The sequence below is a fragment of the Blastococcus haudaquaticus genome, assembly GCF_900230285.1.
GTDB classification, from domain to species: domain Bacteria; phylum Actinomycetota; class Actinomycetes; order Mycobacteriales; family Geodermatophilaceae; genus Blastococcus_B; species Blastococcus_B haudaquaticus.
Map to the genome: position 1 here is coordinate 946484 of NZ_OCNK01000002.1, position 20575 is coordinate 967058.

Annotated in this window: 15 protein-coding genes; 6 read left to right on the forward strand and 9 right to left on the reverse strand. The window is 74.0% G+C overall.

What is annotated here, in order from left to right:
* The first annotated feature begins 3 nt into the window (after positions 1-3).
* A complete protein-coding gene (locus CRP30_RS11235) occupies positions 4-2217 on the forward strand; it encodes an MMPL family transporter (RefSeq protein ID WP_097183977.1) in 2214 nt (737 codons plus the stop codon).
* Positions 2218-2263: 46 nt separating this feature from the next.
* Here CRP30_RS11235 and CRP30_RS11240 read toward each other — a convergent pair whose 3' ends face one another.
* From CRP30_RS11240 to CRP30_RS11250, 3 genes are all read right to left on the reverse strand, one after another.
* A complete protein-coding gene (locus tag CRP30_RS11240) occupies positions 2264-2467 on the reverse strand; it encodes a hypothetical protein (RefSeq protein WP_097183978.1) in 204 nt (67 codons plus the stop codon).
* A 115-nt stretch (positions 2468-2582) separates the two neighbouring features.
* Entirely contained in the window at positions 2583-3053 is a 471-nt protein-coding gene (locus CRP30_RS11245; protein WP_097183979.1) for an NUDIX hydrolase, read from the reverse strand.
* A gap of 12 nt (positions 3054-3065) precedes the next feature.
* Entirely contained in the window at positions 3066-3653 is a 588-nt protein-coding gene (locus tag CRP30_RS11250; RefSeq protein ID WP_097183980.1) for a DUF4234 domain-containing protein, read from the reverse strand.
* A 99-nt stretch (positions 3654-3752) separates the two neighbouring features.
* Here CRP30_RS11250 and CRP30_RS11255 point away from each other — a divergent pair, with 99 nt between their 5' ends.
* On the forward strand, positions 3753-5018 hold the full coding sequence (locus CRP30_RS11255) for a hypothetical protein (RefSeq protein WP_097183981.1): 1266 nt from the start codon (positions 3753-3755) through the stop codon (positions 5016-5018).
* 1 nt (position 5019) lies between these two features.
* Here CRP30_RS11255 and CRP30_RS11260 read toward each other — a convergent pair whose 3' ends face one another.
* The 3 genes from CRP30_RS11260 to CRP30_RS11270 are packed head-to-tail and all read right to left on the reverse strand — an operon-like array spanning position 5020 to position 7785.
* Positions 5020-5808: an enoyl-CoA hydratase/isomerase family protein gene (locus tag CRP30_RS11260; RefSeq protein WP_097183982.1), complete on the reverse strand. Its 789-nt coding sequence runs from the start codon at positions 5806-5808 to the stop codon at positions 5020-5022.
* A gap of 42 nt (positions 5809-5850) precedes the next feature.
* The gene (locus CRP30_RS11265) at positions 5851-6489 is read right to left on the reverse strand and encodes a DUF1707 SHOCT-like domain-containing protein (RefSeq protein WP_097183983.1); all 639 of its coding nucleotides are present in this window, start codon (positions 6487-6489) and stop codon (positions 5851-5853) included.
* Positions 6490-6540: 51 nt separating this feature from the next.
* Positions 6541-7785 carry an exonuclease domain-containing protein gene (locus CRP30_RS11270; protein ID WP_097183984.1) on the reverse strand — a complete coding sequence of 415 codons (1245 nt, stop codon included), beginning with the start codon at positions 7783-7785 and terminating at the stop codon, positions 6541-6543.
* 334 nt (positions 7786-8119) lie between these two features.
* Between CRP30_RS11270 and proA the strand changes: the two genes are divergently transcribed.
* Both proA and CRP30_RS11280 read left to right on the forward strand, forming a co-directional pair.
* Entirely contained in the window at positions 8120-14050 is a 5931-nt protein-coding gene (gene proA, locus CRP30_RS11275) for an anti-phage protein ProA (protein ID WP_097183985.1), read from the forward strand.
* A 225-nt stretch (positions 14051-14275) separates the two neighbouring features.
* A complete protein-coding gene (locus tag CRP30_RS11280; RefSeq protein ID WP_097183986.1) occupies positions 14276-15439 on the forward strand; it encodes an RtcB family protein in 1164 nt (387 codons plus the stop codon).
* Positions 15440-15479: 40 nt separating this feature from the next.
* Here CRP30_RS11280 and CRP30_RS11285 read toward each other — a convergent pair whose 3' ends face one another.
* Both CRP30_RS11285 and CRP30_RS11290 read right to left on the reverse strand, forming a co-directional pair.
* The gene (locus tag CRP30_RS11285) at positions 15480-17684 is read right to left on the reverse strand and encodes a SpoIIE family protein phosphatase (RefSeq protein ID WP_159961686.1); all 2205 of its coding nucleotides are present in this window, start codon (positions 17682-17684) and stop codon (positions 15480-15482) included.
* Positions 17685-17694: 10 nt separating this feature from the next.
* Entirely contained in the window at positions 17695-18051 is a 357-nt protein-coding gene (locus CRP30_RS11290; protein WP_159961689.1) for an STAS domain-containing protein, read from the reverse strand.
* Positions 18052-18123: 72 nt separating this feature from the next.
* Here CRP30_RS11290 and CRP30_RS11295 point away from each other — a divergent pair, with 72 nt between their 5' ends.
* Positions 18124-18552: an ATP-binding protein gene (locus CRP30_RS11295; RefSeq protein ID WP_159961692.1), complete on the forward strand. Its 429-nt coding sequence runs from the start codon at positions 18124-18126 to the stop codon at positions 18550-18552.
* A gap of 68 nt (positions 18553-18620) precedes the next feature.
* Complete coding sequence (gene ilvA / locus CRP30_RS11300; protein WP_097183990.1) at positions 18621-19880, forward strand: threonine ammonia-lyase IlvA; 1260 nt, start codon at positions 18621-18623, stop codon at positions 19878-19880.
* An 11-nt stretch (positions 19881-19891) separates the two neighbouring features.
* On the opposite strand, the gene CRP30_RS11305 is transcribed toward ilvA, so the two are convergent.
* Positions 19892-20575 (reverse strand): maleylpyruvate isomerase family mycothiol-dependent enzyme, encoded by a 684-nt coding sequence (locus CRP30_RS11305; protein ID WP_097183991.1) that lies wholly within the window; start codon positions 20573-20575, stop codon positions 19892-19894.

Sequence of the window (20575 nt, forward strand, 5' to 3'; positions counted from 1 at the left end):
GCCATGTTCGAGGCCCTCGGCCGGGTGATGTACCGCCGTCGTCGCTGGGTGGTCGCACTCGCTCTCGCGTTCGTCGCCTTCGCGGGCGTCTGGGGCACCGGCGTGTTCGGCGCCATGACCGGGGGCGGCTTCGAGGACCCCGACAGCGAGAGCTCGCTGGCCGGCGAGGTCGCCGAGCGCGAACTCGGTCGCGCCGGCGGCGACGTCGTCGTCCTCTACTCCAGCGACCGGCTGACCGTCGACGACCCGGACTACGCCGCGGCCGTGGCGGACAGCCTGGCCGGACTGCCGGACGACGTGCTCGAGGAGTCGGCGACCTTCTTCGGCACCGGCTCCTCCCAGCTGGTCAGCGACGACCGCACCGCCACCTACGCCCTGCTCACCCTGGCCGGCGACGAGGACCAGCGGACCGAGGGCCTGGAGACGATCGAGGCCGAGCTCGCCGGCCAGCAGCTGGACGAGCAGGGGCTGGAGACGCAGATCGGCGGCGGGACGACGATCAACCGCGACATCAACGACCGCGTCAGCAGCGACATCGCGCGCGCCGAGATGATCTCCCTCCCGATCCTGGCGGTGCTGCTGGTGATCATCTTCGGCAGCTTCGCCGCGGCCGGGCTGCCGCTCGCCATCGGCATCACCGCGATCCTCGGCTCCTTCGCCGCGCTGCGCGGGTTCTCCGAGTTCACCGACGTCTCGATCTTCGCCGTCAACGTCGTCACGATCACCGGCCTCGGGCTGGCCATCGACTACGGCCTGTTCATGGTGAGCCGGTTCCGCGAGGAGATCCGCCGGCAGCCCGACACCGAGACGGCGCTGGCCCGCACGATGGCCACCGCGGGTCGCACGGTCGCCGTCTCCGGCGTCACGGTCGCCATCTCGCTGGCCGGCCTGCTGATCTTCCCGCAGGTGTTCCTGCGATCGATGGGCTTCGGCGGCATGAGCGCCGTGCTCATCGCCATGCTGGCGGCGCTGACCCTGCTGCCGGCGCTGCTGGCCATGCTCGGGCCGAAGGTCGACGCGCTGTCGGTGCGGCCGTGGCTGCGGCGCGTGTTCCGCCGCCCAGCAGCCCGGCCGGTCGACGACGAGCACGGCGTGTGGGCGCGGATAGCGCACAGCGTCATGCGCCGCCCGGTGATCTACACCGTCGTCGTCACCGCGGTGCTCGTGACGCTCGCCCTGCCGTTCCTGCGGGTGGAGTTCGGCGGCATCGACGAGCGGGCGCTGCCGGCGGGCACCGAGAGCCGGGTGGTCTCGGAGACGCTGAAGGCGGACTTCCCGCCGAGCGAGCGGGGGCCGATCGACGCGATCGTCACGCTCCCCGACGCGGTCGACTCCCAGGCCGGCGGCGCAGCCCTGCAGGCCTACGTGGACGACGTGGCAGCGGTCCCGGGGGTCGGTGGGGCGACGGTGGCCGGCGCGGCCGGCGACACCGCCCGCGTGGACGTCGCCTACGACGGCGACCCCCTCTCGACCGAGGCCCGCGACCTGGTGGGCGAGATCCGGGCGGTGCCGGCCCCCGACGGCGGCGAGGTGCTGGTCGGTGGTCAGACGGCGGTGCTGGCCGACCTGCTCGACAGCCTGTCCTCGCTGCTGCCGTGGATGGCGCTGTTCGTGGTGGCGACGACGTTCGTGCTGCTGTTCCTGGCCTTCGGCTCGCTGGTGCTGCCGGTCAAGGCGGTGGTGATGAACGTGCTGTCGCTCGGCGCCTCGTTCGGGGCGCTGGTCTGGATCTTCCAGGACGGCAACCTGTCCGGGTTCCTCGGCTTCACACCCACCGGGTCCGTGGAGGCGACCCAGCCGATCCTCGTGCTGGCCATCGTCTTCGGGCTCTCGATGGACTACGAGGTGTTCCTGATGTCACGGATCCGCGAGCAGTACGACCTCACCGGCGACAACACGACGGCGGTGGCGACCGGCCTGCAGCGGACCGGCGGGATCATCACCAGCGCGGCGCTGCTGCTGCTCGTGGTGATCGGCGCGTTCTCGCTGTCGGGGATCACCTTCATCAAGATGATCGGCGTCGCGATGCTGATCGCGATCGTCATCGACGCGACCGTCGTCCGGATCCTGCTGGTGCCGGCGACGATGCGGCTGCTGGGCCGCGCGAACTGGTGGGCGCCGGGCCCGCTGGGCCGGCTTTACGCCCGGTACGGCATCCGGGAGGGCGACGGCGACCCGGTGCCGGTGCGGACGCCGGAGCTGACCGGCACCCGCTGAGCGTCGCCGGCGGCTCCCCCGCTCGGGGAGCCGCCGGCGCGCGGGGTCAGACGACGGCCGGGGCGCCGTTCTCCGCCGAGAGACGCGGGCTCACGCGGAACCGGAGGACCGGCTGGGTGTCGTCGTCGGCCAGGTGCCGCGGGGCGAGCCGGACGCGACGGGCCGGCAGGCTGGACGGCGGGAGGAGCTTCCCGCAGCCGACGCAGTACCGGCCACGCTGCTCGACGGCGCTGCAGTTCGTGCACGTCATAGGTTGCCCCCTCGAAGTCCGACGTCCCCCACGGGCGCGTTCGGACGGACCTTCTCAGGTCCGGACGCCGGTTCTGGACGGTTCCTGCGCCGTGGGACGACACGTCATGGAACCGTCACCTGGCCGGGAGACACCGTTCCAGCAGCCGGTCGAGGAACGGCACCTGCCCCTTCACCAGCTTCGTGCGCGCCTCGTGCAGCCCGAACCAGGCGGCCCGGTCGATCTCCGGGAACTCCTGCACCCGACCCGAGCGCGGTGGCCACTCCAGCTCGAACGTGTTGCTGACGGCGGCCGCGGCGTCGAGGTCGCCCTCCCCCGCCCACACGGCGAGCACCTTGCCGCTGGTCACCCGCAGCTCGCCGAGGGCGACGAGGTCCTGCGCCGGGACCGGTGAGCCGAGCTCCTCGGCGAACTCGCGCCGGGCGACGGCGAGCGGCTCCTCGTCGGTCCCGTGCTCACCCTTGGGGATCGACCAGCCGCCGTCGTCCTTGTTCGCCCAGAACGGTCCGCCCATGTGGCCGAGCAGGACCTCCGGTCCGGCCGGCCGCAGCCGGTACAGCAGGATCCCCGCACTCGTCCTCGGCACGGGCCCAGCAGATCAGACGAGGGTGGTGCGGGTCTGCCCCACGCTCTGCCAGTACGCGTTGAGGGCGTTGTTGGTCTGGACGAACCAGATGAACGGGCCGACGAGGATGAGGATCCCGGGGAAGAACCAGAGGCCGGTGAGGGCGCTGACCGGCCTCTCCTGGCCGCGCCGCTCGTACAGCTGGCCGACCTCGTGGCTCAGCAGGAACGGGGAGACCAGCCCGAAGAAGATCGAGATGACCAGCGCGAGGACACCACCCAGACCCTCCCCGGTGTGCCGCTTCATCTCCTCGTGGGTCTGGAAGTAGTAGACGAAGCCCCAGATCCCGAGCGTCACGAAGAACAGCAGCATGATCATCCCGGTGGGACGGAGCTGCCCGATGGGTCCCTGCGGCGAGCCGTACCGGGCATAGCCGGGCACCGACGGCATCGGCTCCGCGTAGCTCCCGTACCCCGGGGGCGGCCCGTATCCCGGCGGCGGCCCGTATCCCGGCGGCGGGTAGCCGGGCGGCGGCGGAGCGAAGCCGTACGGCGCGCTCTCGGCGGGCTGCCCGGCGTCCGCGGGCGGTGGCGAGGGCGGCTGTTTCTGAGGCGTGGTCATCGGCAGTCCTCTCGGCGTCCCCCGCGGCGGTGAGCCATGCTCCTCCGCCGTCGGCCGCTCAGGAGCCCCTTCCTGCGCGCGGAGTGCTACACCTCGGGGATGACCCGCTGGCGTCGGCTGCCCGCCGCACTGGCCGCGGGCTGCGTCGTCCTCGCCCTGAGCGGCTGCCCCGTCGGCGAGGACGAGCAGACCCCTGAGCCGACGCCGTCCGCGGCCGACCTGGGACCGGCCCGCCCGATCGACCCCTCCACCGACCTGCCCGCCTACCCCGGCCCGCCGGCCAGTGGTCCGCCGAGCACCGGCCCGCTGACCACGGTGCGGGCCGCGATCGACCTGACGGCGGCGACCCCGGGCGTCTTCGCCCGCGTCGTCGCCGCCGTCGCCACTCCCGACGGCGGCGCGTTCGCCCTGCTGACCCCGGCGGACCGGGCGCTCCCCCAGACCCTGGTGACGGTGCGGGGCGATGCGATCGCGGGATCCGTGGCCCTGCCGCGCGTCGAGGACGTGTGGGACGTGCACCTGTCCGGGGACGGCTCCGTGCTCGTCGTGGGGAACCTCGGCGACGACGGGTACGGGCTCCGGGTCGTCGACCCGGCGACGGGCGCGGTGCGGACGACGGTGCTGCTCCCCGCCCGGGACGACCTGCACTTCTCGATCGGCCGCTCGGCGCTGCACCCGGCGTCCGGGCGGCTGCACGTCGTCCTGAGCGTCGCGACGGACGCCGGTGTCCGTGAGGCGCTGCTGGCGGTGGACGTCGCGACCGGCCGTGTGGTGGCGGAGCGGGACCTGGCCGACGACGTCGCCGCCAGCTCCGCCTATCCCCTGGCTGACCAGCTCGCCGGCCTCCTCCCCCGGCCGGACGGGGGCGTGACGCTGGTGTTCGACGCCTCCCCCACGCAGGTGCCCCAGGACCGGATACCGACCCTGCTGCGATACGACGGCGACCTGGAGCCGGTGGGCGGTGCGGCGCGGGTGACCGGCTCGTCGGAGGGCGCGGAGACGCAGTCGATCGCCGGGGCCGCCGACGGCACGGTGTTCCTGCTGGTGGCGGTCGAGGACGGCTCGTGGCTGCTGGCGGTGCCCGACGGCGGGGGTGCCGGCCCGCTCCTCGCCCAGCTGGAGGACCGCGTCTACGGCTACGCGCTGCTCGTGGAGCCGGCCCAGGTGTGGGCACTGCTGCCCTCGCCGGTGGGGGTGCGCGCGGTGGACCTCACCACCGGCGAGGCGCTCCTGCCGGAAGGCCTCGGCTGCTACCACCGCCTCGACGTCCGGGCGCTCCTGCCGGCGGCGTCGGGGGCGCTGGCCTTCGGCGAGTGCGACTCCCCGCGCGAGGACACCCAGTTCCTGTGGTTCCTCGGCCCGTGAGTCAGCGGCCGGTCCAGCGCGGCGGGCGCTTCTCCAGGTAGGCGGCGATGCCCTCCTTCCGGTCCTCGCTGAGGTAGGGGTTCGGGCCGACGTCGAGCCGCAGCGCCTGCCACAGCGGCAGCTCCAGGCCCTTCACGGCCGTCTCCTTCATCCGGCGCACGCTGATCGGGGCGTTCGCGGCGATCCGCTCGGCCAGCCGCAGCGCCGTCGGCAGGACGTCGTCGGTGAGCCGGTTGACCAGCCCCCACCGCTCGGCGTCCTCGCTGGTCACGTACTCCCCGGTCAGCAGCACCTCCATGGCGATGCCCATGGGGATGCGCTTGGGCAGGACGACCGAGCCGAAGTTGGCGCCCATGCCGATGGTGGCCTCCGGCAGGCCCAGCTTGATGCCGGGCGCGGCGACGCGGAGGTCGCAGGCCAGCGCCAGCTCGAAGCCGCCGGCGACCGCCGCGCCCTGCAGCGCCGCGACGATCGGCACCGGGGTCTCGGTGACCACCTCGAACAGCGAGCGGGTGGACCGGCTCATCGGCGGCCGGAAGCGCTCCCCGCGCTGGTCGCGCTCGCGGATCTCCTTGAGGTCGAAGCCGGCGCAGAAGGCCGGACCGTTGCCGGTGAGGACGACCGCCCGCACGTCCGGTGCCTCCGCGCAGGCCAGCAGCTCCTCGATCAGGTCGGCCTGCAGGGGCGTGGAGAGCGCGTTGCGGCGCTCGGGCCGGTCGAGGGTGAGCACGCGGACGTGCCCGCGGGTCTCGACGATCAGTCCGGACTCGTGGCGCAGCGGGTCGCTCATCCCTGCAACCTCACGCGGAACGGCCGCGGAGGCAAGTCGCCGTCAGCGGGCGCCGAGGCTCCGCCAGTGGTCGTTGAGCGCCCGGTTGGTCAGCGCGAACCAGATGATCGGCCCGACCAGCAGGAGGATCCCCGGGAAGAACCACAGCCCGGTCAGCGCGCTCACCGGCCGCCGCCGGCCGGCGCGCTCGTGGAGCTGGCCCACCTCGTGGCTGAGCAGGAACGGCGAGGCCATCCAGAGGACGAGGGCCACCAGCAGCGCGACCACCCCACCGATGCCGTTCCCGGTGTGCCGCTTCATCTCGTCGTGCGTCTGGAAGAAGTAGACGTAGCCCCAGATCCCGAAGGTGACGACGAAGAGCAGCATCTGCAGCCCGGTGCCGCGCACCTGGCCGACCCGGCCGGGCGTGCACCAGTTCCGCGCCCACACGGGCGTCCCGGGCATGGGCCGGAAGGCGGGCGCCGGCGGCCCGTACCGCGGCGGCGGGGCGACGGGGCGCGGGCCGGGCAGGTCGGTGAACAGCTGGTCGAGGTCGGCATAGGTCACCGCGGCGAACGCCTGCTCGAGGCGCCGGTCGTACTCCGCGTCGTCCAGCCGACCCTCGGCCCACGCGGAGCCGATCCGCGCCGCGGCTGCCTGCCGCTCGGCGTCGGAGACCCGGAGATGACGTGCCGTGGTCATGCCCGATGGTCGCACGACCGCCGGCGTTGCGGAACGGCTTCGGCCGAGGTCCTAGCGCAGCCGCGACACCATGAGGTCCTGGGGTGAGGTGGGCCGCAGCTCGTCGAAGAAGTCGGGCAGGCCGAGACCGCCGGCAACGGTCCGCAGCTGCCGCAGCTCGGCCGTCGTGAGGATGGGGTTCTCCATGGCGCAGGCCCGGAGGTGCCCGAGCACCCGCCGGTGCAGCGCGAGGACCTGCTCCGGACCGATGCCGGCGGTGGCCGCGAGGCGGGCCAGCAGCTGACCCTCCCCGCCGAGGATCCGGCCGTCGGCGAGCGCCGAGGTGAGGGCGTCGACGTAGCGCTGCGAGTCGGCGTTCGGTGCGTCCACGACGGCCCGCGGCAGGGAGGCCACCATCGACGCGAGCCAGCCCCCGCTGCTCGGACGCGGCTCACCGATCCGGGTCCTCGGCTCGACCGCGGCGTCGAGCTGGGGCATCGCGCGCATCCCGGTCAGGTAGCGCGGCGGCTCGCCGTGCAGCGCCAGCAGCCGCGGCAGCAGCGCCGCCAGGGTGCGGGCGTCGGACAGGGCGGTGGCCGTGCCGGCGACCGGCATCCCCACGACCCGGGCCAGCGTGTCCAGCCGTTGGTTCGGCGCGCGCACGGTGCGACGGGCGAGCCACAGCGAGCAGAGCGCCGGGTTGAGCGGGAGCGTCACGCCCATCAGCGCCAGCTCGGCGGCCAGGAAGCGCTCGACGAAGGCGGCGTTGTGCGCGACGACGACGGCGCCGTCCAGGAGTGCCAGCACGTCGTCGGCGACGTCCTGGAACCGCGGCGCGTCCAGCACGTCGCTCATGGAGATGCCGTGCACGAACGCCGGCCCGGCGTCACGACCGGGGTGGAGCACGGTGTCGTACTCGCTCTCGACCCGGCCGGAGGCGTCGACGCGGACGACCGCGATCTCGACGATGCGGTCGCCCTTCGCGGGCGAGAGACCGGTGGTCTCGACGGCGACGACGGCGAAGGGCGCGTCGACCGGGAAGCCGGGACCGTCCCCGCCGTACTGGAAGAGGCGGCCGCGCATGCCGGGCTCGGCGAACGGGATCGGCCCCTCGGGCTCGACGACGTCGACCGGCCGGCGGGGCGTCGGGATGGCGGGCGCGGTCCGGCCGCGCGCGGGGCTCGCCTGCGCGGTGGCCTGGCGTCGCCGGGCCGCGCGGCGGCTGGACGCCCGCTCGATCAGGAACAGGGCGACCAGCAGCACCAGCCCGCCGATCACCGACGCACCGACCAGCACCTCGATCGGGACCCCGAACATGCCACCCTCCGTCCTCGCGACTCGCCGAATCCATCGGCAGCATCGGGCCTGGTCGGCACGCACAGGTGACGGCTGGGCATCGACACGTCGCAGCCGTCACAGCCGTCGCGGGTGTCCCGCGTCCACTCGTCAGCGCGGACCCGGTTCGGCCGTCAGGACCCGCACCCATGCCGCCGTCGGCGGTCGCGCACGATCGGCGCGATCGCCGGACCCGGCACCGCCGACGGGGTTGCGTCCTGTGATCCCGGGCAACGAAGCGACCCACCCGCCACACGAGTCCCGCCCGTCGGGGAGCATGGAGTGACCGATCGGTCCGCTCCGGTAGACAGGTGACATGGAGAGCACTGCCGACATCCAGGTGGGCGACGCCGTCGCCCCGCGGGCGGCGGTCTCCATCGAGATCACGTCCACCCCCGTCCTCAGCTACGCGCTGGCCCACAACCGCGTGCCGGTCGTGTCGCGGCTGGCGCTGACCAACCTCGGCGGCCCGGTCCGCGCGGCCACGGTGCGGCTCGGCATCCGTGACGCCGAGGGCCCGATCGCGCAGACCGTCGAACTGCTGGCCGACCTCGACGAGGGCCGGACGACGGTCCTGACCGACCTCGGTCTGGTGATGGACGCCGCCGCGATGCTGCAGGTCGAGGAGCAGCGGCCCGGCGTCATCGACGTCGAGGTGCTGGTCGACGGCGCCGACGGTGAGCGGCAGGTGCTCGGCGAGAGCAGCCGCGTCGTCCAGGTGCTCGCCGCCCAGCAGTGGCTGGCCACTCCGCTGCCGCTGTCGCTGGAGATGCTCGCCGCCCACGTGCTGCCGAACCACCCGGCGATCACCGCTGTGGTGGCCGAGGCGGCCGGCGTCCTGGAGGAGAGGACCGGGCGCGGCTCGATCCAGGGCTATGCCGACGGCCCCGAGCGGGTCGACGAGATCGTCGCCGCCGTCGCCGACGTGCTCCAGCGTCGCGGCATCCGCTACAGCGAGCCGCCGGTCAGCTGGTCCGACCTCGGCCAGCAGGTGCGCTCGCCGGGCGACGTCCTCACCTGGCGGGTGGGCACGCCGCTCGACACCGCCGTCGTCATGGCGGCCGCCCTGGAGCAGGCCGGCGTCCGCCCGCTGCTGTGGCTCGCCGACGGCTCGGAGGCGACCGGGTCGCGGGCGGGGGGCAGCGGGGCGTTCCTCGGCTACTGGCGCGAGGAGCGCAGCGCCGAGAGCGCCGCGACCACCGACGCCGCTCCGCTGGTGAACCTCGTCGACCTCGGGCTGATCGGCCTCGTCGACACCACGCTGCTGACCAGCATGGGCGAGCCGGGCGCCGACCTGCACGCCTCCGCCTACTCCGGCTGGCTGTCCGGCGAGCTCGACCGGATCCTCGGCGTCACCGACGTCCACCGGGCCCGCAAGGACGGCATCTTCCCGCTGCCGGCCCGAGCGCGGGACGAGGACGGCGTCCTGCAGGTCGTCGAGTACCGCCCGGCCGAGCACAGCGCGCCCGCGAAGCCCGTGCCGCCGACGCCTGCGCCCAGCAGCAGGCCGGAGGCGCCGGCGCGGGTGCAGCAGTGGAAGAACGCGCTGCTCGACCTCAGCCTGCGCAACCGGCTGATCAACTTCACCGAGCGCTCCGGGCTGGCGCTCACCGTCCCCGGGCCGGCGCTCGGGGCACTGGAGAACTTCGTCCACGACGGGACGCCGATCACCCTGCTGCCGGGCGACCAGCTCGCCGCCGTGCAGACCGAGCGCGGGATCACCTCGGCCAAGGGCCTACCCCCCGACCAGCTCACCGAGCAGCTGGTGGAGCGGCGCGAGGTGCACGCCGACGTCACCAGCGGCAACTACCTGCCCAGGCTCCGCAACGTCGCCTACAAGGCGAAGACGGTGCTGGAGGAGACCGGCGCCAACAACCTCTACCTGGCGCTGGGCAGCCTGGTGTGGGAGCTCGACGGCCGGCCGCTGCGCAGCCCGCTCGTCCTCATCCCCGTCGTCCTCGCCCCGATGGGCCGCACCGGTTCTTACCGGCTGAGCCTCGACGAGTCGGGCTCCAGCACCCCCAACTACTGCCTGCTGGAGAAGCTCCGCCAGCTGCACGGCCTCACCGTTCCGACGCTCACCGAGGCCGTCGACGGCACCCTCGACCTCGACGGGGCCTTCGAGTCCATGCGCTCGGCCCTCGTCGGGCACGGGCTGCCCTACCGGGTCGAGCCGACCGCGGACCTCGCGATCCTGCAGTTTGCGAAGTTCCGGCTGTGGAAGGACCTCGACGAGCACTGGGCGGACTTCGCCGAGAACCCGCTGGTCCACCACCTGGTGCACCAGCCCACCGAGGCGTTCGAGGACCCGGCCCGCGACACCGCCCCCTACGTCGACCTCGACGGGCTGGCCGCCGAGCTCCCCGCGCCGGCCGACGCCTCGCAGCTGCGCGCCATCGCCGAGGCCACCGCCGGCCGCACGTTCGTCCTCGAGGGCCCACCCGGGACCGGCAAGTCGCAGACCATCACCAACCTGCTCACCCGCGCCGTCGCCGAGGGCAAGCGGGTGCTCTTCGTGGCCGAGAAGCGGGCCGCGCTGGACGTCGTCGCCCGCCGGCTGGACTCCGTCGGCATGGGCATGTTCGCCCTCGACCTGCACGACAAGGGCTCGCGCGCCTCGATGGTGCGGGCGCAGATCCGGCTGGCGCTGGAGCACGCGGTCGCCGTCGACGAGCAGGGCATGGCCGCCGACGGCGAGTCCCTGCGCTCGGCCCGCCGGACGCTGGCCCGCTACGCCGACCGGCTTCACGAGGCCAACGCCGTCGGCCTCTCGCTGTACTCCGCACGCACCTCGCAGCTGACGGCCGGGACCGAGGTCGCGCCGCTGCCGGTGCCCATGCCGTTCGTGGCCAACGCCCCGGCCGAGGTGCTGCGGTCGGTGCGCGTCGAGCTGGCCCTGCTCCCGGACATCGCCGACCTCACCCGGCCGTCGCCGCGCCACCCGTGGGCCTTCGTCGACTCCCCCGACATCGACCTCCCGGCCACCCAGGCCGCCGCGGCAGCGGTCGACGCCGCGGTCCGCGAGGCGCAGGCGGTCCCCGAGCTCGCGGGCGTGCTCCGCCGGGCCCGGACCGCCGCCGACCTCGACGACCTGGCGCATCTCCTCAGCGGCCCGGAGATCGGCCTCGACGTCATCGACGAGACCTTCGGGGCCTTCTGGACGGCGGCCACCTCGGCCGTCCTCGGCGAACTCGCGGCGTTCACCGCGTTCCGCCACCCGGGCCTCGACGTCTGCACGCCCGAGGTGCTGCGGCTGCCGCTGGCCGAGATCTACGTGGCCGCGCAGACCGCGGCGGCGTCGTCCTGGTGGGGACGCCGGCGCCGGCTGACCGCCGTCCGCGACCACCTCGCGCCCTACCTGCGACCCGAGGCGACGGTGCGGCCGAAGGACGTCCCGTCCGTCGTCGAGAACCTCTGGCGGGTGCAGACGGCGGTGCAGGCGATCGCCACCCGCGCCGACTCCATCTCCGGGCTATCGGTCCCGGAGGGCTGGAACCCGTTCCTGGACGGCGACCTGCTCGCGCGGCAGGTGCAGTGGCTGCGGCGGGCCGGTGCGGCCGTCGACGGCTCGACGCCCTTCCACGTGCAGCTGCGCAAGCTGATCGTCGCCGGCCTGCCCACCGGTACCGCGGCGGCCGAGTCGGTGGCCCGCCTGCGCGATGCCCTCACGCACCTGGTCGCGGTCTGTCACACCAGCTCCGACCAGCTCGCCGCATGGGCCGGCGACGACGGCTTCGTCTTCCGCTGGTCGATGACCCGGCCCGAGCGCGGGGTCGACAACCTGATGTCGCTGCGCCGCTGGGTCACCTTCCTCGACACCCTCGAGCCGCTGCGGTTCGCCGGGCTGTTCGATGCCCGCACCCTGCTGCTCACCGGCGCGATCCGGGCCGACGACGCCGTGCGGGCCCTCGACCGGGGGCTCGCGACGGCCTCGGTCGCCGAGCGGCTGGACGCGACCGGGCTCGACATGTTCGACGCCGGGGCGCACGAGAAGGCGATCCGCCGGTTCACCCGCGCCTCCCGGTCGGTGCGCGAGCACCTCACGACCGCGCTGCCGTCGAAGGTCCTCTCCGCCCGGCCGTTCGACGCGGCCTCGGGCTCCGGCCAGGTGGGCGCCCTGCAGCGGGAGCTGGCCAAGCAGCGCCGCGGCCTCGGCGTACGGCAGCTGCTGGCGCAGTACGGCGAGCTGATCACGCAGGTCATGCCGTGCGTGCTGGTGTCGCCGGACTCGGTGGCCCGGTTCTTCCCCGCCGTCTCCGGCCTGTTCGATCTGGTCGTGTTCGACGAGGCGTCGCAGATCCGGGTGGCCGACGCCGTCGGTGCGCTGGGCCGGGCCCGCGCCGCGGTGGTGGTCGGCGACTCCAAGCAGATGCCGCCGACGTCGTTCGCCGAGCCGTCGTCGGTGTCCGACGACGCCGCCGACCTGGCCGAGACCGCCGTGGAGGACGAGGAGTCGATCCTCTCCGAGTGCGTGCAGGCGCGGGTGCCCCGGCAGTGGCTGTCGTGGCACTACCGCAGCCAGGACGAGTCGCTGATCGCGTTCTCCAACGCCCAGTACTACGGCAACCGGCTGTCGTCGTTCCCGGCGCCGACCCACGGGCGGCCCTCCTCGGAGCCCGACGGCCGCGGCGTCTCGCTGGTGCGGGTGCCCGGGACCTTCCACCGCTCGGGTGCCGGGCGGCTGCTGCGCACCAACCCGATCGAGGCCAAGGCGATCGTCGCCGAGATCCGCCGGCGCTTCGACGCGGTGCCCAAGTGGGACGGCCTCGACGCGGTGCCCTCCATCGGCGTGGTCACCTTCAACGCCCAGCAGCGCGCCTACATCGAGGCCCTGCTGCGCGACGCCGACGACGAGCGGCTCGCCCAGGCGCTGGACCGCACCGACGGCGAGGGCCTGTTCGTGAAGAACCTGGAGAACGTGCAGGGCGACGAGCGCGACGTCGTCTTCTTCTCCACCGGCTTCTCGCCCAACGCCAACGGCGACCTGCCGCTGAACTTCGGGCCGCTGAACCGGGTGGGCGGCGAGCGCCGGCTGAACGTCGCGGTGACCCGCGCCCGGCGCCAGGTGGTCGTGTTCTCCTCGTTCGACCCGGAGCAGCTGCGGGCCGAGGAGACGTCGTCGGTCGGCATCAAGCACCTGCGGGCCTACCTCGACATGGCCGCCCAGGGCACCGACGTGCTGCCCCGCGACGCCCGGTCCGCGGTCGTGGTCGACCGGCACCGCGAGGAGATCGCGACGGCGTTGCGCGACCGCGGACTCGTGGTGCGGACCGACGTCGGCCTGTCGGAGTTCCGGGTCGACCTCGCCGTCGCCCGGGCCGCCGACCCGGAGACGCCCCTGATGGCTGTGCTCCTGGACGGGCAGGCGTGGGCGCGGCGGGGCACCGTCGGCGACCGCGACGGGCTGCCGACCGAGGTGCTCGGCGACATGCTGCGCTGGCCGCTCGTGGAGCGGGTGTGGCTGCCGACCTGGCTGGCCTCCCGCGACGCCGTCCTGGACCGCCTGGTCGAGGCCGTCGACGCGATCCCCTCGACCCCGGTCGCCGAGCCGATCCAGCTGCCGACCGCGGCGCAGGAGTCCTTCAAGGGCGTCGCCGCGCTCCGGTCGTCGGTGACGGCGTCGGTCGCCGTGCCCGCCGCGCCGGCGCGCCCCGCGCCGAAGGCCGCACCCGTGGCCAAGCCGTCGGGGCCGACGGCGATGGACGGCGAGTCGCCGTTCGTGCCGTGGCTGCCCAAGCCGGCCGGGGAGAAGACGGTGCTCGACGAGCTGCCGGCGTCCAAGGCGGCCCGTCCGGTGCGGCGGGTGCTCACCGCGGGGATCAAGGCGGAAGGCCCGATCCACGTCGACCGGCTGGCGAAGCTGACGGTGAACGCGTTCGGGCTCAACCGGGCGTCGGAGAGCCGGAAGAACACGCTGCTGTCGCTGCTGCCGCCGTCCGCGGTGGTGGGCGACTACCTGTGGCCCGAGGGCGTCTCCCCCGACACCTTCACCGGGTTCCGCCGGCAGACGGCGAGCACCGACCGGCCGATCGACCACGTCGCGCCGGAGGAGATCGGCAACGCGATGGCGGCGCTGTGCCGGGCGAGCGCCGGGATGATGGCCGACGAGCTGCTCACCCAGACGGCGGCGATCTTCGGCTACAAGCGCCGGACGCCGGCGATCACGCCGGCCCTCGAGGCGGCGCTGAAGCTGGCCCTGCACCGTGGCCGCCTCACCGAGCAGCCCAACGGCCTGCTCACCGTCTGACCCGCGGACCGCCTGCTCGTCGGTGGACCTGCACGAGTGAGCAGTTGTGGTCGCCTCGCACGGCGCGTGAGCGCGTGTCGGCGACCGCAACTGCACACTCGGCGGCGCGCGTGCGACTCCCCCGTCCGCTCCCGGGGTAAAGGAGCTGCGCGGTTCTGGTCGCCCCTGTTGACTGCACCGGCTGCGCAGCACCCCTGACCGCAATCGGAGCGAATCGAAAGGACGATGGAGAAGATCAACGGACGCCTGCTCAACTGGGCGTCGATCCTGGAGGACACCACCCGGGAGCAGGCCGAGCGCACCGCCGCGATGCCGTTCATCCACCCGCACCTGGCCCTGATGCCCGACGCCCACCTGGGCATGGGCGCGACCGTCGGATCGGTCATCCCGACCGACGGCGCGATCATCCCGGCCGCCGTCGGCGTCGACATCGGCTGCGGGATGATCGCCGTCCGCACCCAGTTCACCGCCGACGACGTCGCCGGGCGCGACCTGTCCGTGCTGCACGCGCAGATCTCGCGGTCCGTCCCGCTCTCGGCGGGAGGCCGGAACGCCAAGATCCGGACGTCCGCCGAACCGCGGATCGCCGAGCTGCGCGACACGGCCGGTGCCGGGCAGGCCGACGGCGCTGTGCACCACTGGCCGCAGCAGCTGGGCACGCTGGGCTCGGGCAACCACTTCATCGAACTGAGCCTCGACGAGGAGGACCGCGTCTGGCTGTTCCTGCACTCCGGATCGCGCGGTGTGGGCAACAAGCTGGCGCAGAAGCACATCAAGGTCGCCCAGGAGCAGTGCCGGAAGCGGCACATCCAGCTGCCCGACCGCGACCTGGCCTACCTGGTGGAGGGCGAGCCGGAGTTCGACCGCTACATCGAGGCGCTGCGCTGGGCGCAGCGGTTCGCCTACCTCAACCGCGAGGAGATGATGGACCGCTGCGTCGACCAGCTGGGCCGGTTCCTCGGGACCGAGGTCGAGCGGTTCGAGACCGTAAATTGTCACCACAACTACACCGAGCGCGAGACCCACTACGGGCGCGAGGTGTGGCTGTCGCGGAAGGGCGCGATCTCCGCGCGGGAGGGGCAGCTCGGCCTGATCCCGGGCTCGATGGGCACGGCGTCCTACGTCGTCGTGGGAAAGGGGAACGTCCGCTCGCTGATGTCCTCTCCGCACGGCGCGGGCCGGAACTTCTCGCGCTCGGCCGCGCGGAAGCGGTTCACCCGGCAGGACCTGGATGCGCGGATGACCGGCATCGCGTGGGGGCACTCGGACGCATTCCTCGACGAGCACCCCGACGCGTACAAGCCGATCGACCAGGTGATGGCCGACGCGGCCGACCTGGTCGAGGTGCGGCACACGCTGCGCCAGATCGTCAACGTCAAGGGCAACTGATCACCGGGCCGGCGTTCCTCCGCGGAACGCCGGCCCGGGCTCACGCCCGGGCGATGCCCACCAGGGTGACGTCGTCGGTGTCCGGCGGGTCGATCGCCGTCAGGACGGCGTCCAGCAGCGCCTGCGGCTCGGCGGGCGCGAGGCGGACGACGTCGCGGAGCGCCTCGAGCCCCGCGGCCAGGCCGTCGCGGCCGCGCTCGACGAGCCCGTCGCTGAAGAGCAGCAGGCGGTCCTCGCCGGCCAGCCGCACCCGGGTCTCCCGGTATCCGGCGGAGTCCAGCAGCCCGAGCGCCGGGCCGCGGCCGTCGGCCAGCAGGTGCGTGCCGGTGGTCGTCACGTGCAGCACCGGCAGGTGACCGGCACTGGCCAGGACGACCTCCCCGGTGGAGGGGTCGAGCTCGACGACGACGGCCGTGGCCATCTCGCCCGGCAGCAGGGCGGCGATGACCTCGTTCAGCCCGTCCAGCGCGACGCCGGGGCCGGACGCGCGCAGCAGGTGGGCCCGCAGCGCGTGCCGCAGCTGGGCGGTGATCGCGGCGGCCGCCAGCCCGTGGCCGGCGACGTCGCCGAGGACGATCGACACCCGGCCTCCGGGCAGCGGCACCAGGTCGTACCAGTCACCGCCGACGACGTCCTCGGAGCTGGGCAGGTAGCGGGCGGCCAGGGCGAAGCCGGGGACCTTCGGCAGGTCCTCCAGCAGCAGGGTGCGCTGCAGGGCCGTGCTCAGGCGGTCGTCCTCCGACGCCCGGCTCAGCGCGGCGGCGGCGAGGTCGGCGGCCAGCGTCCGCGCGGCCACCACCTCGTGCGCCTGCCACGGCACCGAGGTCTCCCGCACGGTCTCGCTCCAGGCGTCGAAGGACCGGCGGGGACTGAGCCGCGGGCCGTCCTCGGTCTGCGTCGTCTTCGACAGGTGCGGGTTCCCGGCCCAGGCGACCTCGCGGAGGGTCTCCGGCCGGAACCAGGCGAGGAAGTCGTCACCACCGACCGGGACGACGAGCGCTCCGCTCGCGGTGTCGGCGAGATCGGCCGCTCCGGGGACCGCTCGGCTGACCGCGTCGGTGACCGGGGCGCCGGCCGCGAGGAGTGCGCGCACCAGCGGCTCGACCCGCTCGGCCGGCGGCGTCGCACCGAGCAGTCGCAGCTGCCGGTTGATGCGCACCGCGGCGCCCCCTGCGGGCAGCAGGTCCAGCGCGGTGACCTCGCCCCTGGTCAGCGCGGCGGCGAGCTCCCGCGGGGTGCGGCCGACGACCGCGGCGAGCTGGGCCTGCCGCTGCGCCACCTCGACCACGCCGCTGCGCTCTCCGGCGGCCACCGTCGTGTGCAGCAGCAGCGAGGCGGTGCGGCCGAGGAACTCGGCGGCGGTGCGGTCGGCGTAGGACGGCCGGTGCGCCCCGGCGTAGTGGTGGCAGGCGATGAGGCCCCAGAGCCGGCCGCGGTCGATCAGCGAGATCGACATCGAGGCGACGACGCCCATGTTGGCCAGGTACTCCAGGTGCACCGGCGAGACGCTGCGCAGCATCGCCCCGGAGAGGTCGAGGGGGCGGCCGGTCAACGGGTTGGCGGCCGGCTCGAGCGGGACCCGCTGGTACCCGGCGTCGGGGATCAGCCGCATCCAGTTGGTGGCGTACAGCGCGCGTGCCTGGGCGGGGATGTCGCCGGCCGGGTAGCGCAGGCCGAAGAAGGGCTCGAGGTCCTCGCGGCGGTCCTCGGCGATCACCTCGCCGTTCCACTCGGCGTCGAAGCGGTAGACCATCACGCGGTCGAAGCCGGTCAGCCCGCGGACGTCGCGGGCCAGCACCTGCGTGAGGTCGTCGAGCGTCGTGGCCGCCGCCAGTCGCTGGAGCACCGTCGGGAGCCGCCGGTGCCACGCGACGCCGGCCTGCCCGGCACCGCTGACCGGCTCCCACTCGGTGAGCAGCAGCCCGTCGGCGCGGTGCAGGACCACGTCCACCTCGGCCCCGCCGACGCGCACCCGGAGCGGGTTCACCTCCGCCAGGTCGCCCGCGAGGCCGTCCCGCAGCCGGTCGAGATCGGCGTCGTCGAGAACCTCGTCGAGGGCGTCCACCGGGCGGCCGAACATCGTGGTCGCGTTGGCCGAGGCGATGACGACGTCGAGGTCGGGCTCGGTGACGGCGAGCAGCACCCCGTGCGGCTGGATCGCGCCCGGGACGGCGATCGGCTCGTCCGCGCAGCGCAGCAACGCCTCGTCGACACCGGCAGCGTCGGGAACGGGACGGTCGCTCACCGCGGAGAGGTCACGGACGGGCTTCCCGTCCGGCCGGGATCTCTGCGGTCGAGGCCACGATCGGGACCACGGTGCCCAGGTCCAGCAGGTCGATGGTGAGCCGCACGGCACCGTTCGTGTGCGGGGCGATCACGTGCAGCTCCACGCCCTCGGCGGCGGCCTTGCGGGCGATGCGCACGAGCTCGCGCGCGCCGGAGGAGTCCATGAAGGCCGTGGGCGTGAGGTCGAGCACCAGCGCCGGCGGGGGCGGGGTCAGCTCGCCGTCGACGGCCTTGGCCAGGACCGGTGCCGTCGAGAGGTCGAGTTCGCCCCGTACGGTGAGAGACGGTCGCCCGGCGACCGTTCCCCGTTCGATGGCGAACAGCACGAATCGGCTCCCTGGCAGCTACGGCAACTCAGCGAAGCGTAACGGCACCGGTTCCGAGTGGAAGAAGCTGCCGTGAACATCGACTTCACCGTCCGGCTGCCGGTCGACGCGGGCAGTCTCCCGCTGGTCCGTGGGCTGGTGCGGCAGACGCTGCAGCACCTCGGCGTCGGGACCGGCCCGATCGACGAAATCCTGCTGGCGCTGAGCGAGGCGTGCGCGAACGTCGTCCAGCACGCCGCCGAGCATGAGGAGTACCAGGTCGACGTCTCGATCGACGACCAGGTCTGCCGGATCAGCGTCCTCGACGACGGTCGCGGGTTCGACGTCGGCGCCTCGAGCGCCGAGGAACCGCGCTCGCCGCTCGACGGCGGCCGGGGCGTGGAGCTCATGCGGGCGCTGGTCGACCGGCTCGCCTTCGTGCGGGACGAGGACGGTCGGCACCGCGTGTCGCTGGAGAAGCGGCTGGTCACCTCGCCGAAGCTGCGGCTCCTCCCGACCTGAGGACGACGAGGCCGCCGGACCCGGAGGCCTCGCGCGGGGCGGTCAGGCCCGTCGAGAAGGATGTCGGCGTGACGACCGACCCCGCCGCCTTCCCCGCCGAGGTCCGCGAGGCCGGTCGCCGGCTCGCCGGGATCGCCGAGCGGACGCCGCTGCAGCGCAACGCCCGGCTCTCTGCGCTCACCGGAGCCGACGTGTGGCTCAAGCGCGAGGACCTCCAGGTCGGCCGCTCGTACAAGATCCGCGGCGCCTACAACACGATCAGCCGGCTCTCCCCGGAGGCCCGCGCCGCGGGCGTCGTGTGCGCCAGCGCCGGCAACCACGGTCAGGGCGTGGCCTACGCCTGCCGGGCGCTGCAGGTGCGCGGGCGCGTGTTCGTCCCGGGGACGACGCCGCGGCAGAAGCGCGAGCGGATCGCCTCGCTCGGCGGCGACATGGTGGAGCTGGTGGTGGTCGGCGACTCCTACGACGAGGCGGCCGCCGCCGCTTCCGCCTCCGCGGCGACGACCGGCGCGACGCTGGTGCCGGCGTTCGACGCGCTCTCCACGGTCACGGGCCAGGCGACGGTGGCGGTCGAGATCCTCGAGCAGCTCGGCGCCGCGCCGGACGTCGTCGTGCTGCCGGTCGGCGGGGGCGGACTGCTCGCCGGCTGCGGGACCTGGCTGCGCACGGCCTCGCCCCGCACCCGGCTGGTCGGCGTCGAGCCGGCGGGGGCGGCGAACATGGCCGCGGCCCTGGCTGCCGGCGAGCCGGTCGAGCTGCCCGAGATCGACACCTTCGTCGACGGCGCCGCCGTCCGCCGGGCCGGAGCCGTCACCTTTCCGCTGGTCCGCGACTCAGGGGCCGAGCTGCTCGCCGTCCCCGAGGGCCAGATCTGCACCGAGATGCTCGAGCTGTACCAGACCGACGGCATCATCGCCGAGCCCGCGGGGGCGCTGTCACCGGCGGCGCTGAGCGGCGGGATCGTGACCGTCGAGCCCGGCCAGACGGTCGTCTGCCTGCTCTCCGGTGGCAACAACGACGTCAGCCGGTACGCCGAGGTGGTCGAGCGGTCGCTGGTGCACCGCGGGCTGAAGCACTACTTCCTGGTGGAGTTCCCGCAGGAGCCCGGGGCGCTGCGCCGGTTCCTCGACGAGGTGCTCGGTCCGGACGACGACATCGTGCTGTTCGAGTACATGAAGCGGGACAACCGCGAGACCGGTGCCGCGCTCACCGGCATCGAGCTCGGCTCGGCCGACGGCCTCCCTGGTCTGCTGGAGCGCATCGAGGCGAGCCCGCTGCGCATCCAGCACGTCGCGCCGGGGACGACGGCCTACCGGTTCCTGGTGTAGCAGGGCCTCGGCTAGAGCCAGGCCGGCGGCGGAGGGACGTCGCCGTGGAGCCCCGATGCGTCCGAGCGGGTGAGCCAGGCCGCGACCGCGCTGACCGGGCCCTCCACCCGGATGCCGCCGTCGCCCCAGGTCCGGTACACGCCCGTGGCGACGACGGTGACGTCGAGCGCCTGCTCGCGGCGGGCGAACAGGCCGAGGACGTCGTCGACCAGGGCGGTGCAGAAGTCCTCCGGCAGGTCGGCGAAGGAGAGCCCGGCCCGCAGGTCGACGCCGTGCACCCACACCTCCTTGGCGCGCATGAACGGCACCAGCGACGTCTGGACCGGGACTCCCTGGCCGTTGCGGACCTCCGCCGACCACGCCTCGTCGGGCAGCTCGTCGACCGCCCGGGCCAGCCGCTCGCGGGCTGCGGCGTTGTCGGCGCGGACCTCGGCCGGCGGCCGCGCGGCGGTGGCGTCGATGTCGGCGTCCCGGACCGCGCGCGAGGGGTACATTGGCGTCTCGACGCCGGTGCGCGCCCAGGTGAGCAGGTTGACCAGTGCGTCGGCGTTGCGGGACAGGTGCGCGACGACGTGCGCCCGCGACCAGCCCGGCAGGCCGGAGTCGGCGGCCAGCTCCTCGTCGGTCAGCCCCTGCACGACGCGGCCGACCACCTGCTCCGCGTCCATCCACCACTGCCGCTGCTGGTCCGTCAT

What these genes read in the sequence shown, in the direction of transcription:
- CRP30_RS11250 (WP_097183980.1), bottom strand. Translation starts at nt 3,653, where the DNA reads ATGACCACGCCTCAGAAACAGCCGCCCTCGCCACCGCCCGCGGACGCC.
- CRP30_RS11260 (WP_097183982.1), bottom strand. Translation starts at nt 5,808, where the DNA reads ATGAGCGACCCGCTGCGCCACGAGTCCGGACTGATCGTCGAGACCCGC.
- CRP30_RS11265 (WP_097183983.1), bottom strand. Translation starts at nt 6,489, where the DNA reads ATGACCACGGCACGTCATCTCCGGGTCTCCGACGCCGAGCGGCAGGCA.
- CRP30_RS11240 (WP_097183978.1), bottom strand. Translation starts at nt 2,467, where the DNA reads ATGACGTGCACGAACTGCAGCGCCGTCGAGCAGCGTGGCCGGTACTGC.
- proA (WP_097183985.1), top strand. Translation starts at nt 8,120, where the DNA reads ATGGAGAGCACTGCCGACATCCAGGTGGGCGACGCCGTCGCCCCGCGG.
- CRP30_RS11235 (WP_097183977.1), top strand. Translation starts at nt 4, where the DNA reads ATGTTCGAGGCCCTCGGCCGGGTGATGTACCGCCGTCGTCGCTGGGTG.
- CRP30_RS11280 (WP_097183986.1), top strand. Translation starts at nt 14,276, where the DNA reads ATGGAGAAGATCAACGGACGCCTGCTCAACTGGGCGTCGATCCTGGAG.
- CRP30_RS11305 (WP_097183991.1), bottom strand. Translation starts at nt 20,575, where the DNA reads ATGACGGACCAGCAGCGGCAGTGGTGGATGGACGCGGAGCAGGTGGTC.
- CRP30_RS11255 (WP_097183981.1), top strand. Translation starts at nt 3,753, where the DNA reads ATGACCCGCTGGCGTCGGCTGCCCGCCGCACTGGCCGCGGGCTGCGTC.
- CRP30_RS11270 (WP_097183984.1), bottom strand. Translation starts at nt 7,785, where the DNA reads ATGTTCGGGGTCCCGATCGAGGTGCTGGTCGGTGCGTCGGTGATCGGC.